This window comes from Lysinibacillus sp. GW247-5R2A (genome assembly GCF_059424475.1).
In genome coordinates, this window is record NZ_JBWKZL010000005.1 from 163,358 (window position 1) to 186,922 (window position 23,565).

Consider the following 23,565-nt stretch of genomic DNA (forward strand, 5'->3'; position numbering starts at 1 on the left):
GTCGAGACATATTATAGAACATCAAGGAGAGATACAATTGAAAAGTTGGTTTAAAAAATCAGTCGCTGTCGTAGCATCCGCTGCATTAATGGTTCCTGTCGTTTCAGCTTTTGCTGAGGAGACACCACAACAAAGTGCGAAGAACGTATTAGCAAGCAATTCACAACATGCAGGTAAGAATCTTACAAATGAAGACAAATGGATGAGTAAGGATACGATTATTATCAAGCATTCTGGCCTTGATAAAAACGTACATAAAAAAATCGGATCTAAGGTCATCCGCTCCATTCCTTCATTAGGCTATGATGTGATTCAACTTAACAAAGGTGTATCCATAGAAAAAGCCGTCTCTTACTATTTAAAGCAGCAAGGGATTACAAGTGTATCCCCTAGTTATGTCTATCATTCTTTCAACAAAGAAACTGACCCAAAGAAACAAGATATGTATCATCTAAGCCTCTTGCAAATGGATCAGGCTCTAGCATTAGCTGGGGAACATGACGTAACAGTAGCTGTCATCGATTCTGGTGTTGATTTTAAACATCCCGATCTAAAATCTCAAGTACTCACACCTTATAATGCAGCCGCACCGGCAAATACATCTTATCCAGGTGATCATGGAACACATGTTGCTGGGATTATTGCGGCAGCTAAAGACAATGGCATTGGTGGACATGGAATTAATCCACAAGCGAAGCTACTACCTATTGATGTCTTTAACGGAAAAGAAGGAGCAAATGATTTTATCATTGCACAAGGTATTCTGTACGCTATTGAGCAAGGTGTTGATGTCATTAATATGAGTTTAGGAGGCTATGGTGAATCCCCACTTATGCAGGATGCTGTTCAAAAAGCTATTGATAGTGGCATTACGATTGTCGCAGCGGCTGGTAATGAGTCGACGGATGAATATTCCTTCCCTGCTTCCTATGAAGGTGTAATTAGTGTTGGTTCCACGAATGATCGTAATAAGCTATCAAGCTATTCCAATTATGGTCCCTCTGTCGATGTCGTGGCTCCTGGCGAAGACATCTACAGTACTGTACACGATGACAAAAAAGGAGCATCTTTTGTCAAGTTTAGTGGTACTTCCATGGCATCTCCCGTAGTGGCAGGCATCGTGTCCCTACTTAAATCAAAGCATCCGAATTTAAAGCCACATGAAATTGAAGCAATTCTTGAGATAACAGCACAAGATTTAGGTAAAAAGGGTTATGATCTTACTTATGGTCATGGGCTTGTCGATCCAGTGAAAGCCTTACAGTTCGATTTAAATAAATTACCTAAACATTATTCTGAATCTAAAGAAGAGCGTATCAAAAATGCCAAAGTTCTTGCTAAAAATACATTAAATATTGAACAAGGTGTTTTCGAACAGCAAGACGAGAAAAAATGGTACAAGGTTGAGCTAGAGGCAAATGAGTATGCTCAGCTAACATTAAAAGGCGCAGATCAATACGACTATGCCTTCGATTTATACTTTTACCCTACTACTGAACAAGGTGAAGTAGAGCCTATTAAAGTTAATGATGTTCGTGTAGGAAAAAAAGAAGGTCACCTTTTTAAAGCAGACCAAAAAGGAACGCTGTTAATTGGTGTGAAAGATCATAATGGCAGTTATAGCTTAAAAGGCAAATCTACTTATATCTTTACAGCACAAACTGCGAAAAACTCGAATTTGCCAATTGATGCTTTAAATAAGTCTTCCATGCAGCCTATTAAAAAGTTCCCATATAATACGGCAGGTAAAAACTATACCCTACTATCCAAAGATCAACAAAAGGATGAAGATTATTTTACGTTTTCAGTAACAAAACCAACAACATTGAAGTTTGATTTGTCTGGAATTCCAGGTGTTACTGCCTCTATGGATCTTTACTTAAAAGAGGATTTCAATCCGATCCCACCAGAAGAGATAAAGCAAGCTAAAAAAGAGGAAATTGAAGAAGAGGAAGCCTTCCCTATTCAAAGTTCCTACGGTGCAGCTAAAGGTGAAGCCGTTAGCATGATTATCGATGCTGTTCCAGATCAAGAATACATTTTAAGTGTATCTAATGAAAGTAATAGTGAGTTTTCAATGGAGATGTTTTTCAGTGGTGGCATTGAAAAAGAGGAAACAGTCAGTGAGTCTATGATTCCATACACATTAAAAGGTGAGGTTGTTACACTTCCACCCGATGAGGATGGACTACCTTTAGAGGAAGCCATGTACGACGAAAACATCTCTCTCGACCAATTACCAATAACGCCAAGTACAACAAAAAAGCGAAATGAAATTGAAGGCATGATGAGTATGCTCATGAATTCCTTTACAACGGACAATTTAGAAAATGTTGATCCGATTATTAAGCAAGCTATTCGCTTCAACATTGGTGAGGATCAAAAAGCTTATTTCCAAACAGACTATGATGAGGACTACTTCTTATTTAAAACAAAGGAAGATGCCCTTTATAGTTTTAGCTTTAACAAAGGTGCTGGCCAAATGCCTGCTGGTACTGTCTTTGAATACGATGAAAAAGCAAAGGAACTAATTCCTGTTTCGTCCTTAACCAATGATATGGGCTTACTTTCATTGCTTCTTGGCTCAGCTGGTAATGAAAACGATGCAAAAGTAATGGCATTGAAAAAGGACAAAACATATGTAGTAGCCGTTGTAAATGCTGGGGAACGTTCTATTGAGCCATATACGTTGAAAACAAGTAAAATCGGTGATATTCCAAAAGATTATAATCCTGATAATTATGAAGAAGCAAAGGCTCTAAAAATTCAACCAGGTACAACTTATAAAGATCATCTAATTTATCAAGACGATGAGGATTACTATTATTATAAGCAAGATGGTAATGATGAAATTATGAGTTTATTAATTTCCTCTGTTCCATTTACCAATGAACAATTAAATCAATTGCCAAAAGAATTACTGAAGGACTTGAAATTTGCAGGTTCGATTATTGAAGATACAAATGGCAATATGAAAATTGATCCGAAAGAAATGGAGACCGCCATTCCATTTGGACTGAGCGATAATATTCTTGAGATACTCCTTGGCATGGTAGGAACGACAGACGTAAATACATCCTTTAAGGCTAAAAAGGATCGAGGTTACTTTATTCAAGTCAATAGCACAGGGCTTGGCCAATTGTCCATTCAGCCCTACACATTGACGATGTTCGACCATAAACGAGCAGACGAAGATGCAGATTCCCGATTAGTGAATGGTGTACCAACCAAACCATTAGCTCTTATGAAAGAAGACGACAAATGGATAGCTACTCACTATTTAAATGCGGGTATACCATTTGGTGATAAGGATTACTTTGAATTTAACAACGTCCAAAAACGTGATGTCTTCTTCTCACTTCAAACAGAAAAAGCACTAGATGGTGTGATTCGAGTGATAGATGCAAACGGAAAAACAGTCAAAACTTTAGATCTTTACGGAGCTGGAGATGCTGAGGTAGGTACAATTGAACTGGATGCAGGTAAATACTATATTGAAGTTAGTGAATATTATGGCCAAGCAAGTACACAGCCATATACGTTAGAAATTAAATAAAATCAATAAAATCCCCTAGATAACGGAATATCTAGGGGATTTTTATACATAAAAGCATCTTCATACTACACTAAAATGCTTATTACATAAAATATTTGACATAATTACAGTATTCATCTTGCTTCATATGAAGCTTTTCATACAGCTTACGCGCGTTCACATTATCTGCTGCTGTTTGCAGTGTCACATAACGAGCATATTGTTGCTCACAATATTGAAAAACTTTTTCCATCAATGCCTTGCCCACCCCTAGGCCTCTAGCATCTTCCGTAACATAAATATCGTTCAAAATATAGGCACGCTGTAACGCTATGGAAGAAAACGTTGGATATAATTGTGTAAATCCAATCATCTTGCCGTCTACTTGCGCCATAAAAATGACCGACTCTTTGAGGGCCAATCGTAATTGTAAAAACGCCTTAGCGCTACTTACGTCCGATTCAATACCATAAAACTGACGATATTCATCAAATAGCTTTGTTAACTCTTCTAGTTCGTTCATCGATGCTTGCACTATTTCCATTCTTGTCTCCCCTTGTGTCTTCCCATGATTGTTTCTACCATTATAAAGCTAGTTTTATTATATAGGAAAAAATGGCACAAAGAAAAGAATACTCCTCTCCATCGAGAGAAGCTCTACTTTTTTTCACTTAAATATGCAGCGACACCTTTCACGATATGCTGCCAGTTTAATTCCTTCCGCGCATCGGCCTGTAGCTGAAGACAAGTATTTTCTAACAATGCTTCCTGATGTGCGACTTGCTGCAACGTCCGAGCAATACTTTCCCAATCATGTGTTGGATGAATACGTCCAAAGCGTTGTTGTTGGGTAATATCAGCAGCCCCATCCACATCGGTTGTCACAATATAACAACCGTTTTTAGCCGCCTCTGCAAAAACATGTGCAAAGCATTCAACCGTAGATGTTAAGCAAAAGATTTTTGCCTTACGATACTCCTCCTCTAGCTGCATCTTGTCTGAAATTGGCCCTACCATTGTGACTTGCGCAGGATAAGGATGACTATCCAGTAATTGTTTTATTTCCTGCTGAAACGATTCAGACATAGGTCCTACCAAACGAAGCTCCCAGTCCGTCAGCTGTGCTGCTAGAAAGGCTTTTATTGTAAAAATGGTCTGCTTCTCTGGTGCATCTAATCGGCCCACTGATAGAATTCTATTTTCTTTTTCATGAAATTGCACGGGCTCTGTGTCAAAATACTCATAAAAGCCATTTGGGATATGTTGAACATCTAATTGTGAAAACTCTCGAATGTCAGTTTGAATCGATACACATTCGGAGGTCAGAAGATCACAAAGCTGTAGCAATTCTAGAAAGTATGGATAGGTTTTTAATCGACTTAACCAAAATCGATTAACATCTAACTTCATATAAACTTTGCCATTCGGATTAAACTGCTTATATGTTTGAAGAATGGACAGATAGGATGGGTATGGTCCTATAGCAAATACAAGATCAATGTTCTTGGCATGCTTCACTAAATAAGCATTCATATTGGCAACATAATCAATCCCTATTGGAACCTGCTCAAATTTAACAGCCGGAAAAGATTGTTGCAGAAGGGTTTCATTCATTTCTGTCGTCACTATACTAACTTCATAGCCTAAATACTCCCCTAGTAAAATAGGCACAAGACAAAGATCTTTGAAAATGTGTGCATCGGAAAGTTTAGCTGATTCCACGCTACAAATAAATGCGATCCTTTTTGTCATCGAATCCCTCTTTCTTAAAAAGCGCTCTTTCCTAGTTTATGCCCACACCTGTCAAACGTGTATAACTTAGTAAAATGTCACAACGATCCCCATAGTTCTCTAGCAAAAATAAAGGTAATCCATAAAATTACTCTCTTAAAAACCTTATGATAGCAAGCAATTGCCTACAATAGCCCTCTATCCACGCATATTGTAATAAAGAATCTGTTCAGTAAACATGAAGAACTAAACTACTTAATCAGGATGGAGGGATAAAATGAAAATAAGCTTTTTATCACCTACTTATAATAGCGAAGAATGGATCCTAACAATGCTTGACAGTATTCCTAAAGAATATGCCTATGAAATTATCGTTGTAGATGACGGCTCCACCGATAAGACGTTAGCTATTTTACAGGACTATCAAAAAAACTGTACAGCGTTAAAAATCATCGTTCATCCAACGAATCTAGGTGCAAGCGTGTCCTATAACCGATGCATCGCTGAAGCAACAGGTGATTATATCGCCATCATCGATAGTGATGACCACTATTTACCTGCCATCCGCAATGTATTAGCACAGGTGGATGGTGAATTTGATATTTACTATTACAACATGATCATTAAGAATGGCTATGCGTTTATTAAAGATGAATCCAATCGTTATTCCTTGCCAGGACAATTTAAAATCATACGAAGAAGCTTTATCGGAGACGCGAAGTTTACTATACGTAAAGATATTGCAGGAGATTGGGATTTTAATTGTGCGCTCATGGACAAAAATCCAACTAGTAAATATACCCATGAATACGCTTATTGGTACAACTATCCACGAGAAAACTCAGAATGCGATTTGCATGAAAGAGGATTGAAATAACATGATGAATGGACCTAAGCATGTGGGAGGTGTAACAAGCCAGACAATGTTTAAAGATAAAATTTTACTGATTACGGGAGGAACAGGATCTTTTGGTAATGCGGTACTAAATCGATTTTTAACTACGGATATTAAGGAAATACGGATTTTTTCAAGGGATGAAAAAAAGCAAGATGATATGCGAAAGCTTTATCAAAACTCTAAAATTAAATTTTATATCGGGGATGTACGTGATTTACAAAGCCTCCACCCTGCGATGTATAACGTAGATTATGTGTTCCATGCTGCGGCCCTCAAGCAAGTTCCCTCTTGTGAATTTTTCCCTTTAGAGGCTGTTAAAACAAATATCTTAGGAACAGATAATGTTTTAACTGCGGCAATTCAAGCTGGCGTTAAAAAGATTATTTGTCTATCTACAGATAAGGCGGCATACCCTGTCAATGCGATGGGGATATCCAAGGCGATGATGGAGAAGACATTTATTGCTAAATCACGGATGGTCGACCCAAAGCAAACATTGATTTGTGGTACACGATACGGGAATGTAATGGCTTCAAGAGGCTCAGTCATACCACTTTTCATCGAACAAATAAAAGCTGGTAAACCTTTAACTATTACCGATCCAAATATGTCTCGTTTTATGATGAGCCTGGAGGAAGCAGTCGAATTGGTGTTATATGCATTCTCACATGCGCAAAATGGCGATATTATGGTGCAAAAATCACCCGCTGCTACGATTGAGAATTTAGCACAAGCTCTCCTTGAAATTTTCCAAGTGAACAATGCGATTCATATTATCGGCACACGGCATGGGGAAAAACGGTATGAAGTATTATGTACAAAGGAAGAAGCAGCAAAAGCCATAGATTTAGGTAATTTTTACCGAATCCCAGCAGATAATCGAGATTTGAATTATGGAAAATATCTGGATGAAGGCTCTCCTAAAATTACCTTATCGGATGAATATAATTCCAATAATACACAAATGTTAAACGTGATGGCTATTAAAGAAAAATTACTAACCTTATCTCTCATTCAAGAAGAGCTTCTCCATTGGACTGGAGGAACACCATGAAATTTTTAGTGCTCGGCGCTTCTGGCATGGCAGGTCATACCATTTCCATCTACTTACGGGAGCAAGGATATGATGTGACAACGTATACGAGAACTGCTTTCGCTTATGGAAATAATATTACCGGTGATATTACAGATTTGAACTTTTTACGCTCACTTCTTCAAGGCCATCCGTATGATATCGTTATTAATTGTATCGGTATGTTAAATCAAGCGTGTGAGGCAAATCCTGAGAAAAGTATTTTCTTGAATAGTTATTTACCACATGCTATCGTATCTCTCCTTGAGAATCGCCAGACGAAGCTTATTCATATGAGTACTGATTGTGTATTTTCAGGTGAAAACGCACCCTATTATGAAAATAGTGTACAGGACGGCACTACCTTCTATGACCGGACAAAGGGTTTAGGCGAAATTGATCATACCAAGCATTTAACATTCCGTAATTCAATTATTGGCCCTGATTTGAAAATGGATGGAATTGGGCTTTTCAATTGGTTTATGCACCAAAAAGGTCCGATTCACGGCTATACGGGTGCTATTTGGACGGGGGTCACGACCCTCACCCTAGCGAAAGCTATGGAGCAAGCGGTGCAGGAAGAATTAACTGGACTCTATCATCTTGTCAATACATCGCCTATATCCAAATACGATCTGCTTCATTTATTGAATAAGCACTTTATGGACCATACAATAAAGATTACTCCACATCAGCTTATTGATATTAATAAAACATTAATAAATACTAGAAACGATTTTTCCTTTACAGTCCCTAGCTATGAAGAAATGATAATTGACATGAAGGAATGGATTTTGCAGCATAAGGATTTATATCCTCATTATATTTCTTAAAACTTCAACTCTATTACGAGTATCGTTACTCATAATGGAGTTTTTCTATTGAATGACTGTGCCCACTGGCAATTGTCCTTCCTTGATCCAATTTTCTACAAAACGATTGAAGAATGCAGGCTGGGCTAATGATATTCCATGCCCTATGTTGTTCAGCATGATTCCTTTTGCATTTGGATGATTTTGTACAAGCGCTTGTGCGGATTTTTTCATTATTTTTTTCTCTTGATTGCCAACAGTAATTAAAATATGACCCTGTGCATTGTGGAAATTACGTGGGATTGAAAACGTCATATTTTCTTGTAAAACTTGAATTAATACATCGTATGTCATCTTAGAGCTATCATAAAAATAGCGGTCAAAATAGCGATCATCGATGTATAAGGTTTTCGCCTGAAGTTTTGCGAAGGTTTTATTTTTGATAAGCGGGAATGATAGTCGGAGAAACGGCCGAATCATCCTTGCTGTAGTAGGAGAAGGAATAACAAGAGCACTATTAATAATCGAAAAGTCAATTAAACTGGGCTTTATGCTTAACATTTGTATGGCAATTTGAGCGCCTAATGAAAAGCCAATAACAATTACCTGCTTGCCATTCGCTTTTTCCTCTAAGAGCTGTACGAGATGTTGTGCACTTTGTTCAATAGAAAATGACTGATCGGACATAAGCTCAGGCACTACGCAGTGATAATTGGAGAAGTGTTGAATTTGTTGTTCCCACATCCATCCCCCAACACCACCCCCATGAAGAAACATCATCACTGGACCGTCGAAATGGCCATACTCTTTATATTGCATAATGGATACATGCACCTACTTTCTTTCCGATTTAGCTTCTTAAAAGCTTGTTTGAGATTGATTGGGTGTCTAGGTTTTTGTATTTCCTGGGCAATTGTTAACGCATGTTTTTTTCGTTGCAGAAATTAATTGCCTCAACCTGTCAAAATGCGTATCATTTACAAATGATCATCCCAAAAGTCCTTACTAAAACTCGTGTTTGCTTGATGCTTCCCTGCTGGTTTTACAATATCAGAACCTCTCAAAATGACACCTTTTCCAAATTTTTGTTCAATTTGATCTACCAATTTAATAATCGGTTCGTCTTTAATATGTTCTTCAAAATCAAAAAAAGTTAGCTGCTGAGTCATCTCTTTAATGTCACTTACATTGGAAATAGTTACACCCAATAATCGAACAGGCTCCTCATTCCAGTTTTTAGTAAACAGATTCCACGCCTGTTCAACTATATCCTCTTTTGAAAATATCGCGTTATTGACCGATTTACTCCGAGTATACGTTTCCCAAGAAGCTGTACGAATGATAATACTCACAGTCACTCCAGCGAGCTTTTTAGCCTTCAATCTTTCTGCTACCTTTTCAGAAAGGGTTGTCATTATTTTACATAATTCATCTCGGTCAGTCGTATCATGAGATAATGTTGTCGAATTCCCTACACTCTTCGTATCATATATTGCTTCTGGGTCAACAGGTCGGTCATCCACGCCATTGGCCTTCTGTTTCAAGCGAAGTCCATTGATACCAAACTTCTGTTTTAATGTGTATTCATCAGCCGCAGCTAGTTCTCCAATTGTTTGAATACCTAACTCTTTCAGTTTTTCTGCCGTGCTTTTCCCGATTCCATGCATCTCTTTCACATTCAATGGCCACAAAACAGAAGGGACATCACGTTTACGTAATATGGTTATGCCCATTGGCTTTCTCATATCACTGGCCATTTTTGCTAAAAACTTATTGGGTGCAATGCCGATTGAACAAGGCAATTGTAGTTCGTTCCAAATTCGTTCTTGTATACCATGTACATGTTCTAAGACATTTTGTCCTTCGATTATCGGCAATTGTATATAACCTTCATCTATAGAAACGGGTTGAAGTATTTCACTATACTCTTTCAGTAATCCAAAAAAAGATTTTGAAGCAGCTCTATATCGTTCAAAATTTGGAGGTAGCACAATTAATTCTGGGCATTTTCTTCTTGCCTCACCGACATTCATGGTTGTATACACACCACTTTTTCTAGCTTCATAGCTACATGTAATAACGATACCTCTACGTTCCTTTGGATTACCTGCAATGGCTATAGGCTTTCCTTTTAATGAGGGATCGTAAATTTGTTCCACTGAGGCATAAAAGCAATTAAGGTCAATATGTAAAATGATTCTTCCTTTATGCAATTTCGTTCACCTCACTTTAGTTTTAATAGTAGCTATATTTTATCATAGATAGGTCCTTGAACACTTAATCTACCATCTAAGTATGTTTCATAATAAAATAAAAAGGTTCTTTTGATGTAAACTCTCGGAAATCGAGTGACATCAAAAAACCTTCTATTTTGGTTACCTATCCTATTAGAATCTAACCAATGAGCTCCCTTCCTACTGGTTGGTAAATGGTGAGAAATCATCACTTGTTTGGTCGTAATCTTCCATCCGCTTTTGAACCTTTATTTCATCTGAAGCTGCTATTCCTGTTATTAGTAGATTAAGTAAGGCAAAGGTTGGTGTAGTACCTTTTAGAGAAATAGGAGGAGGAGCCACCACCTTAAACATAATGTCCGAAAGAAGCCCTAATGGGGACAACTCATCGTCTGTTATGCCTATCACTTGTGCCCCTTTTTTCTTTGCTGCTTTTACAAATGCATTCGTTTCTTTTGAATATCGAGGAAAAGAAATAGCCACCAATAATGTCTTGTCATCGACTAAGGATAATAAATAATTAGAATCCTCTATTTCTCCACGATATAAAAACGTATTTCCTACAACAACATTGAGACTAAACGATAGCCAGTTAGCAGGACCATATGATGAACGGAAGCCAATGACGATTCTTTTTTCAGAACTAATTAAAAGATCTATAGCTTTTTTATACTGGGTGTAATCTATTTGTTCTAGCGTTGCGCGTATATACGAGGTATCTTTCTCGATTACATGTTGAATTAAATTTGTATCTTTTAAAGACTTGGACGTAGATCGAAGTCCTTCAATTGGATCTGCAATGGGTGAAGAATCTTCTAATAAAGTAGCTTGAATTTCTTTTTGCAACTCGCTAAATCCAGAATACCCAAGAGCATAGGATAGCCTAATCACCGTTGTATCGCTTGTTTCACTTGCAATACCTAGCTGCTTCGATGTTTGAAATGCAACCTCTTTTGGAAAGTCAACAATATATTTTGCAACTAATTTCTGTCTTTTTGTCAGTTCATTAAATTGTTTTCTAATTCTTTCATTATAATTATCCATACAGCCAGCCCTTCCAATGTGTTAATCGAGGTATATAACTTATATAATACCGGTTCAGTAAATGGTTGATTACTAAAAAACTCCCATTTTATTATTCAGTATGCATCACTTTTATATTTAAAAAACCACTAAATCACTTAGAGATAATGAGCTCCAAGTTTTATCCTTTTATCTGTCGGTGTAATTTATCCAATGAACATTTACTATAGTACAAACATTCAATCTATTACGTAGGTAATTTGGTAATTACACGAACCTTTATTGTGAGTTTTATGTATAATTTCAGTTTCATATTTTTAGCATAAGATCCTGGGTATTCACTTTAAACATTTAGCGTGAATACCCCAACATTCATTGATTTTTAACAAGAAAATAACTTACTATTTGTAACATCATCATACCATTTAGCTATGAATTGTTATAGTTGTATATTTTTTCATACCCGATTATATTTGTTAAATTATTAATAGCCCTTGGGTTTAAAAGTTAAACGGTTACTTTATTAAGAAAATGATTATAAGCAACTCTCGATAATTTAGATATTATACTAGCACCTTCTGCTTCAGTATTATTTCCTATAGAAAATACTGAAATGATAAAATTACCTTTATTATCAGGGAGCTGGACTATCCCAGAATCATTGACAACACTTGCAATGGTGCCAGTTTTATGAGCAACAACAGTATTTTGAGGTAATAAATAAGGTATTCTACTTCGAAACTGTTGCTTGGCAAGGATTTCAAACATATCATGACAAGCTTTTTCAGAGATTAATTGCTTATTTGCCATTTTTTCTAACAAAAGTGCCATATCAGCTGCGGTTGTTACATTGTTTGCATGACTTTCTTTAAATACAATTGAATGATGATCAATTTCACCATTTTTAAATCGACGGTTAATGTCATTATAAGTGTCCATTGAGAATTTTTGTGGAGGTAATCCCACACAAGAGCAAAGAAGCTCCCAGCAGCTGAGACGAATGTAAGTATTGCTTAGTCCAATTTCTTTCATATATTGATTTACATTTTCTTTCCCTAAAATACTCAATAATTTATCTGTTCCAACATTATCACTAACAATTATCATCATAGTCGCTAAATTTTTTATCGTAACGTCGATTCCAGGAATTAACTCCTTAAATATACCTGATCCATTGACTAAATCCTCTTCTTCCAACCTAATACGTTCTTTAAGTTCGACCTTCCCCATTTGAACATCACGATATAAAGTGGCCAAAATAGGAATCTTAAAAACACTTGCAGCTTGAAATAAACGATTCTCATTTATTGCAGCAGTCTCTCCAGATTCCAGATGTTTCACATAAACCCCGAATGTCCCAGTAGCTTCTTGTATAATTTTTTCCAAACTCTCTTGTAATTCCATCATCAACATCCTCTCAAATTTCTACATAAGGAGTTCAATATGAAAACCTTGGAACTCACTAGTTAAGTGGTATATTTACGGAAACTTTAGGGAATTGTCTAAAATGATATGATATTCCGTATGCTTCACTATTATCATCTACTAGTATCTCAGCTATTTCTGTAAAGTCATTAAAATATGCTATAAACATGTTATCGCTCACAAAAGTTATTGGTATCTCTACATTTTGTGAGAGTAGAACTGGGTTTCCTTCTTTGATTTTAATGCAGACTTTCGTCCCTTCATTCGATTGATATTCTCCTTGATACTGTTGAAGTCGTTCTTCTGAAATATCATATTCTTCAAAGGTAAGGTGATTGGCGTCTACTTCTCTTTCACTCAAAACATTAAAAGCAAGTTGCATAATCCGGGCAGCAGGTACACCTGCCAAGTTAGTTAATACAACACCTGTAACCCCTTTTTCAGGTAAAATACTTAATTGAGCTGAAATTCCCTTGAGCCCTCCACCATGTTCAATAAGAGTAGTGCCAAAATAATCGGGAGTAATCATAAAACCATATCCATAGAATCTTCCAGGTTGTAATTGAACATGGGGTTTAGTCATTTCTTTTACACTTTCTTCAGATAATATTTGCACACCATTTACTACACCAGCATTACGGAAAATTTCTGCATACAATAACATGTCTTTAGCTGTAGATTTCAAAAAGCCTGCCGCTCGCATTGAAGTAGAATCCCACCAAATTGGTGCAGCCAAAACGCGTTTTGTTCCATCGCTTTTCTCCTCTGTATAGCAAGTGGTGATATTTTCATAATCACCGTACTCCTCAATTGTGAAATAGCTGTTTTCCATACCACAAGGTGTGAGGATATGATCATATATATATTGTTCATAACCTTTTCCACTGATTCGTTCGATGATTGTTCCTAACAAGGCATATGATTCATTGGAATAACTAAAATGTGTACCAGGTGCCCCCAATAATTCAATATCTTGTTCATCAATAAACTGCATAAGTTGCTCATAAGTGTCGATTGGTCCGTGATCTTCAACATTAATATTTAAACCTGGATAATTTTTTACAGTTGGGTCAAGATCTAGTGACCTTTTCATTGCGTAAAATAACGAGGACATTGGAGGCAATCCTGCTGTGTGAGTCATAAAGTGATGAATAGTGATATCTTTAATAGTCTCTTTATTTTTAACGTTGAATTCAGGTAAGTACTTACTAACAGGATCATGCACATTCAATTTACCGACTTCCTGCAGTTGCAATATAGCCACACAAGTAAATGATTTTGTTATCGACCCAATACCAAAAACTGTATTTTCAGTTACAGGTAGTACATCGTCTACATTACGGAAGCCAAATCCTTTATGGTAAAGAATTTCCCCAGCTTCAGCAATTGCAACCGAAGTACCAGGAATCTTATGTTTTTCCGTTATCTTTTGACCAGCCTCTTCAAATGCTTTTAAATTCACATCTACTTTCATTTCTTTTCCTCCTTTAGAGTAGTTGTATATAATAATGTAGATCGAATCGATGATCTAACTATTATCCTCACATTATTGATTCTCAGTCGTTATCAACTTCGAAAAATCTTCTACAGGTAAATGTCTGTTTATAAAATCGAGCATTGAATTCAATCTAGCTATTCTTAATTCGGGTTTGCCGTATTGGAGGAGCCCATGACTTGATTGTGGGATACGAACCAATTCTACTTCTCCTCCTCGACGCTTAATATGGGAATAAAACTGTTCTGCCTGCTCTATTGGACATCGTAAATCATCTTCATTGTGTAGAAGTAGAAGTGGCGTTTTTACATTATCTACATAGGCAAGAGGAGAGAATTTCCAAAGATTCTCCAAATCTGTCTTTCCAAGAAACTCCTGATCAATAAAATATGGTGCTATATCGCTTGTGCCATACATGGAAACCCAATTCGAAATACAGCCTTCAGAAACTGCTGCAAAAAATCTATCGGTGTGAGAGATGAGCCAATTTACCATGAATCCACCATAGCTAATTCCATTAACGGCTACCCTATTTTTATCAAGATAATGATTTTTTTGTAGGGCAAATTCCAGTCCGTTCAAAATATCATTCATATCCTTTCCACCATAATCACCATGTACAGCATTGGTAAATTCTACACCGAATCCTGAGCTTCCTCGTGGGTTCGTATAGATAACTGCATAACCTCGTGCAGCGAATAATTGCAATTGATGAAAATATGTGAAACCATAAGCAGAATGTGGTCCTCCATGAATATCTAATAGAACAGGATATTTTTTCTCAGGATCAAAGTTAGCGGGTTTTAAAATAAAACCTTGCATATACCAGTTATCAACAGAATTATAGGAAAAAACCTCAGGTTCAACTACGATGAGTTCGGATAATAACTTGTCGTTGCAGTCATCCAGACGAACTTCAGTTTCAGGGAAAATGGGTACACGTAATTGAGAAAAAGCTTCTGTTGGATACCGATAATTACAGTCGGCTGTATTCGTTTCATCAATTTTAATGGCTGATATCTTCCCAGGATGATTTACTGTCGAATAGGCCATACTAATCGTCTCTTCTCCATCAAATGAAAAATGAAAAATAGTGCGGTCTCCACCAGCAATAATTACCGGATAATCGTTATTTTTGTCATTCGAGAATCTAACAATTTCATTTCTTCCTTCATGGGTACTAAGCGCATAAATATACCTACTATTATTAGACCATTGAGGGCGAAGTGCATATCTGAGATTACGCATATCTGTAAAAGTCATATCAAGGAGGGTGTCTTGATATTTTTTACTTAAACATCTAACATCCCCTCCCTCTGAAGGTATAACTAACAATTCCTTCTGTTCTGCATGGTTGCCAAAAAACGCTATCCACTTTCCATCAGGTGAATAAGAAGGTGAGCTTGCTTCCGTGTCACTGTATAGCAACTCCGCATCTCCTCCAGAAGAAGAAACTCGATAAACCTTTCCTCCAAAAAGAAAATTTTCATTTTCTGCGTTTGAACTGAACACGATATATTTTCCATCTGGTGAAACGTCAGGCTGATGAACTTCATTTTTTCCTTTTGTTATCAAAACGAATGTTCCAGTATCTATATGAATAGCAACAATTTGACGTTTGTACGGTTTATGAAGCCCAGCTCCATCATTTTTGTAATATAGATGATGATAGCGTTTAGCCCCATCTCTCCATAACTTATCCTCTTGTTCCTTCTCACTATTTGCTTCATTAATTGTTGCATTTTCATGAAAGGTTTCTAGTTCCGAATGTTCAACTACAGGTACCAATCCATATATCGTTTTACCGTTAGGAGCCCATACTATTGAGCTAATTCCTTGACGAAACTTTGTCAGACACTGGGCCTCTCCACCATCGAGAGATAACAGCCATACCTGCATTCCGTAAGCACGGTTCGAGATAAATGCTATGGTTTTTCCATCGGGTGACCAGATAGGATTGACGTTTCTTATGCCTGAGGATGTCAAAACTCTTCGTGTTTTTCCTTCTACATCGCTTAAATATAAATGTGTTTCGTAATTATTTTCTTTCACAGCTATGGTTCTTTCATAAACTACCTGTTGTCCATCAGGAGAAATAACCGGATTGCTTGGCCATTCAAAGTTATAAATATCTTCTGGCACTGTAGTTCTTAACATCTTTTATCACTCCTTATTAATAATAGATATTTCACTATTGCAATTATTCAGAAAAAATTTTCGCAATATTCTAATCTAGTCTCTTCTACTAATTTTCACTAATACTATGGTTTAAATAATTTAATGGTCGTCATAGCAAGTATTTTTACACCATTTTGCAAAGCATCTAAGTTAAAATTCATATTAGGATGGTGCAGTCCAGGTTGTAAATCGGTTCCAAGTCCAATCATTGTAGCTTTAATATGAGGAAAATACTTTTTATAATAATGGAAATCTTCCCCTCCAGGAGTAATGACTGGCGCTGTGATTGCGTCATTCCCTAGAGCTTCAATAATAGCTTCTCCCACTAGTTCCTCAAGTTGTGAACTGGGTTCCGCAGCAATCATTGATGCTAGAGTCTCTATTTCAACTATTGCCCCATTGGCTGAACCCGAAGTAAGAACCGCATTTTCTACCTTTTTAAGTAAATCTTTCATAACATAGTTCTGTTGTGCACGGACATCAATGCCAAATTCAGCATAATCGGGAATGATATTAATATTGTTTCCACCCGCCTGAACCATGGTTATTTTGGCAGATGAGGATAATGTCGGATCCGTTTTAACTGAGTTAACAGCCTGAATAATGGCTCCAAGTGAATCTACAACATTTATTCCAAGATTTGGTCGTGAACCATGAGCTTGAATCCCTTGAATCCTTCCTTTTAATAGAGTTGTGGCGCCATGATAGATGGCAGGAGATGCTTGGCCAAATTTTAATTCTTGAATTGGCCGTACATGTATCCCTAGTAAACAATCAACATCATCCATAACGCCTCTATCTATTAGAGCCTTAGCCCCTAAACCGGATTCCTCAGCTGGCTGAAAAATAATTTTAATAAGACCCCTTGGTTGAAAACCTAATTTCTTTAGACAAGAAATAGTATGAAGTACCATTGTCATATGAGCATCATGACCACAGGAATGATTGGCTTTCCATTCACCGTCGACCAGCTGCCATAACGCATCAATGTCTGCTCTAATTCCAATGGTTGGACCAAATTTCTCATTTCCCCAATATCCAACAACTCCAGTATGCTCCTCAAACCTCTCAAAAGGTATTTTCAAATATTCGAATTGCTTACATAAGTAATCCGTTGTCTCTTTTTCTTCCCAACTAATTTCCGCATTACAATGAAAATGATGATATGTTGAATTTATTAACTCTTTATTCTCATCAACCCAATTTTTGATTTGTTCAATCATATAGAGGCTCCATGGATTTATTTTCAATAACATAAAAATGAATGTTAGCTAAATTTTTTTTTAACATTCCGGTTACTACAAAACCTTTTGAGAAAGCATCATTTACTGCATCTCTCAACTTATACCTCCAAGCCTTCGCCGCTTCAAAATCCTCTTGTTTCAAAATCTGAAAATTAGCTGGAACAGGTATTAAATACCCCTCTTCATTCTTGATTGATTCTATCTCATCAGGATATGGAATATTTCCACTATCACTATATGACAGAAGCGACTTATAGTGATTAACCAATGTATCCTTTTTGACTATACCTGTAAGTGCATTCGTTACTCGGTTCGAACAAATATCCCATTCGACTAAAAAACGATCAGATGGTAGACCTTTATTCAGTTTATCGCTCATTTCACCATAATAAGAAGGAAAGTACGTTTGGGAATATGCTCCTAGCTTATTTAGATTAAAGTATGCATTTTTGGCTTCTAAAGGATCAAAAGTCCATACAATTTTTTGATAGCCGTAATCTACTGCCCACTCCCTTTGCTTAAGTTTTAGCTGTAATCCGATCCCATAATTTCGGTACTTACTATGGACGCCAGTCATATGAGAGATTAAATATTTTCCCCCATTCTTAAAGCCAGAAAAACCGTATGAAAATCCAATTAATTCACCTTCTTTAAACGCTCCAACAATGTTTCCCCCATTGTGAGTTGCAGCAACAAGCTGCGGAAGAGGTGTTACTACATCTTTATCCCAAATATCTTCTTGAAAACAGACTACATCTTGTATTTCCTTTAACCCTATAATACTTTTATAGATGATTGGTTGTGTGAAAACCATGGGTAAATCCCTCCATTCATCATGAAATAAGATCAACTTGAAAATCATTTAGTAGAACTTTACTTTATCTCTCATAAACTCTTTCTGATTCACTGTAAGTTGATTAATGAATTCCTGGTTAACCTCAAAACCAATGCCAGGTTGTTCTGGAACAATAATAGTGCCAGCCTTTGAAAGTTTTACTTCTGGTAAAATGATATCTTTATCAAAATATCGACTAGAAGCAGATGTATCACCTGGAATACTAAAGTTACTTAATGAAGCGATTGCGATGTTATGAGCTCTACCTATCCCAGTTTCAAGCATTCCCCCACACCATACAGGAATGTTATTTTCCTCACACAAATCGTGCATTCTAATAGCTTCGAATAGCCCTCCTACACGACCAACTTTAATATTAATAATTTTACACGCATTAATTTCAATAGCCTTTCTTGCGTCTTCTACTGAATGTATACTTTCATCTAGACAAATAGGAGTGGTTAATGCGTCCTGTAATTTTGCGTGATCGATAATGTCGTCATGAGCTAACGGCTGTTCAACCATCATTAAATGAAACTGATCTAATTCTTTTAATAGTTGTAAATCATCCAGACTGTAGCAAGAATTAGCATCCGCCATTAGTGGAATTTGTTCTCCAAACTTTTTCCGAATAGCCTCTAAAGGTTTGATGTCCCAGCCAGGTTTAATTTTCACTTTAATCTTTTTGTAGCCATCCTCTAAAAAGTCTGCCACCTTGTTTAATAGTGTTTCTATATTATTTTCAATTCCAATGCTTACGCCCACTTCAATCTCGGAGCGATTCCCTCCTAATACAGTAGATAGCGTTTGTCCTTTTTGCTTGCTATATAAATCCCAAATTGCCATTTCTAGCGCTGCTTTTGCCATGTTGTTTCTACGTATATAGGAAAATAATTTTGAAAAATCTTTGGGCTCTTTAATTTCATTTTCTAATAGCTTTGGAATTAAGTAAGTTTCAAGCATGTGCCATACTGTACCTGTAGTCTCTTCATTGTAGATAGGAAAAGGCATCGCGACACTTTCAGCAAAACCAACTTTATCTCCACTATGGACCTTTACGATGATAATATCCTTTTCAGTCACTTTACCGAAGCTAGTTTCAAACGAAGATTTTAAGGGTAATTTAATTCTTTGTAACGAAATTTTATTTATTTCCATTTAGTAATACCTTCCTTTTTATATAAAATTACTTTTAGTCTCTTACTTCCATTCTTTCTGGCTCAAACAAATGACAAGCTACAAAATGTCCCGGTTTAACTTCTATGTTTCGAGGTTTTTTTATCCTACAAACCTCCATACATGCGAAGCACCGTGGATGGAAAGTACAACCAAGAGGAGGATTTACCGGATTTGGAACATCACCAGTTAAAATAATCCGGTCTTTTTTTTCACTTTCAGGATTTGGGATAGGAACAGAAGACATAAGGGACTTTGTATATGGATGAAGAGGGTCAGCAAATAATTGGTTTTTATCGGCAAACTCTACCATTCTCCCTAGATACATAACTCCAATTCTGTCACTAATGTGTTTTACAACACTTAAATCATGAGCAATAAAAATATATGTTAGTCCTAATTCTTTCTGGAGGCTTTGAAACAGGTTAAGTATTTGTGCCTGTACAGATACATCTAAGGCGGAAACTGGCTCATCTGCGATGATAAGTGAAGGGCCAACCGCGATAGCTCGGGCGATACCAATTCTTTGTCTTTGCCCTCCACTAAATTCGTGAGGATATCGATCTGCATGAAAAGCACCTAACCCTACCATTTGCAGAATCTCTATTACTTTCTGTCTTCTTTCTTTTTTAGTCGCTCCTATTCCATGTGTTAACAGTGCTTCTTCTAAAATAGAAGAGATTCGTAGGCGAGGATTTAAAGAAGCAAATGGATCTTGGAAAACAATTTGCATTTGTTTTCTGAGCTTTCTCAATTCCTGCCTGCTCAAGCTTAGAACATCTTTGCCTTCAAATAGGATGTTTCCACTTGTTGGTTCAATTAATTTTAAAATACTTCTTCCAGTTGTAGACTTGCCACAGCCGCTTTCTCCAACAATTCCTAATGTTTCTCCTTTAAATAGCTTGAAAGTAACGCCATCAACAGCTTTGACATAGTCCTTATTTTTTGAAAAAAAACTTTTATTGATTGGAAAATAGGTTTTTAGATTTTGAACTTCTAGCAATACTTCACTCATGCGAATGCCTCCTCCTTACTATATAGCCAACATCTAACGGAGTGTTCATTATTCGTTTTTATGAGAGGTGGGTTGCTTTCAAAACATTTTGAATGAGCTTGGACGCACCGAGAAAAGAATGGACATCCTTTCGTTACTTCTCCAATATTCGGTACATTGCCTTCGATTGGTTGCAGCTTATCCTGCTCATCTTCAAGACTAGGAATAGAATTTAATAGACCTATCGTATAAGGATGTTTTGGGTTTTTATAGATCGTTTTCACATGTGCTTCTTCAACAATTTGTCCATAATACATAACCATCACCCGATCAGCCATTTCCGCTACAACACCTAAATCATGCGTGATTAATAGTATGGCTGTATCGTAGTTAGTTTTGAGATCATTCATTAAGTCTAAAATCTGGGCTTGTATTGTTACATCTAATGCTGTTGTCGGCTCATCCGCAATTAATAGGCTGGGATTACACGCCATCGCCATCGCAATCATGATCCTTTGTCTCATTCCTCCAGAAAGTTGATGTGGATATTCGTGAACAATTTTTTCCGGACGTGGAATGCCAACCTTTTTTAATATATCTACCGTTTGCTTTTTTAACTCATCCCCTGTGGCATCTGTATGGATCTTAATAACCTCACTAATTTGCCTGCCAATTCTATGAACAGGATTTAAGGATGTCATAGGCTCCTGGAATATCATTGAAACATCTTTCCCCCGAATCGAACGCATTTTCTTTTCAGATATTTGATTAAAATCCATATCTTTGAAAAGAATTTTCCCTTCAATTTCACCAACACCATTTGCTATTAATCTCATGATGGAAAGGGACGTAACACTTTTTCCACATCCAGATTCCCCCACCAAAGCAAGTGTTTCACCTTTATTAATAGTAAAGTTCACCTGACTCACCGCATTGACAAAATCTCTCTTCCCCGTTTTAAATTTAATAGATAGGTCTTCCACTCTCAGAAGCGCTTCATCTTTTACGAGATCCGTTCCCATATTTTTCACTCCCAAGCAGTTATTTTTGCCTTGGATCTAATGCATCACGCAATCCATCACCTAGCAGATTAAAACCAAGGACGACTAACATAATGGCCATACCTGGGAATAGAGACATCCACCAAGCCTGCCCTAAAAAAGCTTTCCCGACGTAAGCCATCGAACCCCATTCAGGAGTTGGAGGCTGAGCACCGAGCCCCAAAAAGCTTAATGCTGCAGCTACTAGAATACTAGTTCCAAATTGTAAGCTGGATAAAACAATTACTGGTGATAGGACATTGGGCAATACGTGCTTTACAATGATTTTAAAATCTGAAACGCCAAGTGCCTTAACTGCCTCTATATATTCTTTTTCTCTTATTGATAAAACCGATGCTCGAACTACCCTTACATACGAAGGTATTGCCGAAATTGCGACTGCAATCATCGCGTTCGTTAATCCGACCCCAAGTACAGCAATAATAGCGATGGCTAGAAGGAGTGAAGGAAAAGCCAGTAAAATATCCATAACCTGCATAATATAAATATCAAATTTACGATAATAGCCTGCTATCACCCCTAAAATGACACCGATAACACCTGCGATTAGCACTGCAACAAGCCCCATCATTAAGGAAACCCGACCACCATATAAGATTCTTGAAAATATATCTCTCCCAAAATCATCTGTCCCTAAAAAATATTGTCCTCCTGGAGGTAAAAACCTTTGTTCGAAATTCATTACGTCAACTGGATGTGGAGCTATCCAAGGAGCTAGTAAGGAAATTGATACGAAGAATAATAAGATAAATGCCCCACTAACAGCACTTTTGTTAGTTATTATTCTTTTCCCCACGATCGACCAGTACGATTTAGACTTTGCTTCAGAATCTTTATTGTGAGGAGGATTAAATTTAGTTTCTGAATCTGTAAGTTTAGGAGCTGAACTACTCAAAATACTTGCCTCCCTTTCTAATACTTAATACGAGGATCTACTAGACTGTAAACGAGATCCACGATCATATTAGTTATAATAAAAAGAAATGCCATAAATAGAACTAACCCTTGTACGGTTGGCAAATCCCTTTTAGTAATGGCTTCAATAGAAAAACTCCCTAACCCCGGTAGTGCAAATACAGTTTCTATGACTACAGCACCTGCTAATAGAAAACCAAACTGTAGACCAATTAAAGTAATAACTGGGATCATCGCATTTTGGAGGGCATGTTTAAAAATCATAGTAATCATGGCAAGCCCTTTAGCTTGAGCCGTTCTCATAAAATCCTGTTTAATGACTTCAAGCATGCTAGACCTCGTCATTCTTGCTATATTGCCTGCTGAGCCTAAACCCAGTGTTATAGATGGCAAAATTAACGAGTAAAACCCTTGATAGCCAGAAATAGGAAAAATATTGAATTGGTAGGAAAACATCCAAATTAAGAATAATGCTATCCAAAAACCTGGTGCAGATATTCCTATTAAGGAAATCACCATAGCTAGCTGGTCAAAGATTGTGTTTTGTTTCACTGCTGCTAAAATACCCATTAAAATTCCAATGACGGATCCAATGATTAAACTATACAGTGCTAGTTGTACTGTAATAGGAAAACGAGCCATAATCTCTTCACCCACTGTCAAGCCCGTAATATAGGAAGTCCCTAAGTTCCCTTGCAACACATTTTTAATGTAATCAATGTATTGAATAAAAAGCGGTTGGTCTAAACCTAAAGTCTTTTTCATTTCAACTATGGCCTCTTCTGAAGCAAAGTCTCCTAGAATATAAGTTACGGGATCACCCGGTATGAAATGCATCATCAAAAAGACTAAAATTGATACACCAATTAGAGTAATAAACATTGAAAGAGTTCGATTCAAAATATATTTAGACAAGTTTTAATCCCCCCCTTTTAAT

Annotated in this window: 19 protein-coding genes; 4 read left to right on the plus strand and 15 right to left on the minus strand. The window is 36.9% G+C overall.

All coding sequences use genetic code 11. The features are described 5' to 3' along the window. Window positions 1-37: 37 nt before the first annotated feature. The gene (locus tag AC07YC_RS09830; protein WP_494919209.1) at window positions 38-3,556 is read left to right on the plus strand and encodes a S8 family peptidase; all 3,519 of its coding nucleotides are present in this window, start codon (window positions 38-40) and stop codon (window positions 3,554-3,556) included. Between the two features lie 82 nt (window positions 3,557-3,638). Here the strand turns inward: AC07YC_RS09830 and AC07YC_RS09835 are convergent, their stop codons facing one another. After that, window positions 3,639-4,079 (minus strand): GNAT family N-acetyltransferase, encoded by a 441-nt coding sequence (locus tag AC07YC_RS09835; protein ID WP_336635133.1) that lies wholly within the window; start codon window positions 4,077-4,079, stop codon window positions 3,639-3,641. Between the two features lie 113 nt (window positions 4,080-4,192). Continuing rightward, window positions 4,193-5,287: a glycosyltransferase gene (locus AC07YC_RS09840; RefSeq protein WP_494919210.1), complete on the minus strand. Its 1,095-nt coding sequence runs from the start codon at window positions 5,285-5,287 to the stop codon at window positions 4,193-4,195. Between the two features lie 256 nt (window positions 5,288-5,543). Between AC07YC_RS09840 and AC07YC_RS09845 the strand changes: the two genes are divergently transcribed. Genes AC07YC_RS09845 through AC07YC_RS09855 form a run of 3 tightly spaced genes read left to right on the plus strand, consistent with a single transcriptional unit; the run spans window position 5,544 to window position 8,069 of the window. After that, on the plus strand, window positions 5,544-6,143 hold the full coding sequence (locus AC07YC_RS09845; protein ID WP_336635135.1) for a glycosyltransferase family 2 protein: 600 nt from the start codon (window positions 5,544-5,546) through the stop codon (window positions 6,141-6,143). 46 nt (window positions 6,144-6,189) lie between these two features. Next, a complete protein-coding gene (locus AC07YC_RS09850; RefSeq protein ID WP_494919211.1) occupies window positions 6,190-7,218 on the plus strand; it encodes a polysaccharide biosynthesis protein in 1,029 nt (342 codons plus the stop codon). Next, entirely contained in the window at window positions 7,215-8,069 is an 855-nt protein-coding gene (locus AC07YC_RS09855; protein WP_494919212.1) for an SDR family oxidoreductase, read from the plus strand. The genes AC07YC_RS09850 and AC07YC_RS09855 overlap by 4 nt, the downstream gene beginning before the upstream one ends. A gap of 45 nt (window positions 8,070-8,114) precedes the next feature. On the opposite strand, the gene AC07YC_RS09860 is transcribed toward AC07YC_RS09855, so the two are convergent. The 13 genes from AC07YC_RS09860 to AC07YC_RS09920 form a co-directional block, all read right to left on the minus strand. Next, window positions 8,115-8,867 carry an alpha/beta fold hydrolase gene (locus tag AC07YC_RS09860; RefSeq protein ID WP_336635137.1) on the minus strand — a complete coding sequence of 251 codons (753 nt, stop codon included), beginning with the start codon at window positions 8,865-8,867 and terminating at the stop codon, window positions 8,115-8,117. Window positions 8,868-9,025: 158 nt separating this feature from the next. Next, window positions 9,026-10,261, minus strand: coding sequence for a DNA polymerase IV (locus AC07YC_RS09865; RefSeq protein ID WP_494919213.1), 1,236 nt, complete (start codon window positions 10,259-10,261; stop codon window positions 9,026-9,028). Window positions 10,262-10,462: 201 nt separating this feature from the next. Then, window positions 10,463-11,326: a MurR/RpiR family transcriptional regulator gene (locus AC07YC_RS09870; RefSeq protein WP_336635139.1), complete on the minus strand. Its 864-nt coding sequence runs from the start codon at window positions 11,324-11,326 to the stop codon at window positions 10,463-10,465. A gap of 486 nt (window positions 11,327-11,812) precedes the next feature. Beyond that, on the minus strand, window positions 11,813-12,712 hold the full coding sequence (locus tag AC07YC_RS09875) for a serine hydrolase (RefSeq protein WP_336635140.1): 900 nt from the start codon (window positions 12,710-12,712) through the stop codon (window positions 11,813-11,815). A 55-nt stretch (window positions 12,713-12,767) separates the two neighbouring features. After that, window positions 12,768-14,204 carry a serine hydrolase domain-containing protein gene (locus tag AC07YC_RS09880; RefSeq protein WP_494919214.1) on the minus strand — a complete coding sequence of 479 codons (1,437 nt, stop codon included), beginning with the start codon at window positions 14,202-14,204 and terminating at the stop codon, window positions 12,768-12,770. Between the two features lie 72 nt (window positions 14,205-14,276). Further along, window positions 14,277-16,382 (minus strand): S9 family peptidase, encoded by a 2,106-nt coding sequence (locus tag AC07YC_RS09885; protein ID WP_494919215.1) that lies wholly within the window; start codon window positions 16,380-16,382, stop codon window positions 14,277-14,279. Between the two features lie 104 nt (window positions 16,383-16,486). Beyond that, window positions 16,487-17,626 carry a M20 peptidase aminoacylase family protein gene (locus tag AC07YC_RS09890; RefSeq protein ID WP_494919216.1) on the minus strand — a complete coding sequence of 380 codons (1,140 nt, stop codon included), beginning with the start codon at window positions 17,624-17,626 and terminating at the stop codon, window positions 16,487-16,489. Then, a complete protein-coding gene (locus AC07YC_RS09895) occupies window positions 17,619-18,461 on the minus strand; it encodes a GNAT family N-acetyltransferase (protein WP_494919218.1) in 843 nt (280 codons plus the stop codon). The genes AC07YC_RS09890 and AC07YC_RS09895 overlap by 8 nt, the downstream gene beginning before the upstream one ends. 48 nt (window positions 18,462-18,509) lie before the next feature. After that, window positions 18,510-19,640, minus strand: a complete 1,131-nt coding sequence (gene menC, locus AC07YC_RS09900) for an o-succinylbenzoate synthase (RefSeq protein ID WP_336635145.1) — start codon at window positions 19,638-19,640, stop codon at window positions 18,510-18,512. A 34-nt stretch (window positions 19,641-19,674) separates the two neighbouring features. Beyond that, entirely contained in the window at window positions 19,675-20,673 is a 999-nt protein-coding gene (locus tag AC07YC_RS09905) for an ABC transporter ATP-binding protein (protein WP_336635146.1), read from the minus strand. After that, window positions 20,670-21,674 carry an ABC transporter ATP-binding protein gene (locus tag AC07YC_RS09910; protein ID WP_494919220.1) on the minus strand — a complete coding sequence of 335 codons (1,005 nt, stop codon included), beginning with the start codon at window positions 21,672-21,674 and terminating at the stop codon, window positions 20,670-20,672. The genes AC07YC_RS09905 and AC07YC_RS09910 overlap by 4 nt, the downstream gene beginning before the upstream one ends. A 19-nt stretch (window positions 21,675-21,693) precedes the next feature. Further along, the gene (locus AC07YC_RS09915; protein WP_336635148.1) at window positions 21,694-22,608 is read right to left on the minus strand and encodes an ABC transporter permease; all 915 of its coding nucleotides are present in this window, start codon (window positions 22,606-22,608) and stop codon (window positions 21,694-21,696) included. A gap of 17 nt (window positions 22,609-22,625) precedes the next feature. Next, the gene (locus AC07YC_RS09920) at window positions 22,626-23,543 is read right to left on the minus strand and encodes an ABC transporter permease (protein ID WP_336635149.1); all 918 of its coding nucleotides are present in this window, start codon (window positions 23,541-23,543) and stop codon (window positions 22,626-22,628) included. Between the last annotated feature and the right edge of the window lie 22 nt (window positions 23,544-23,565).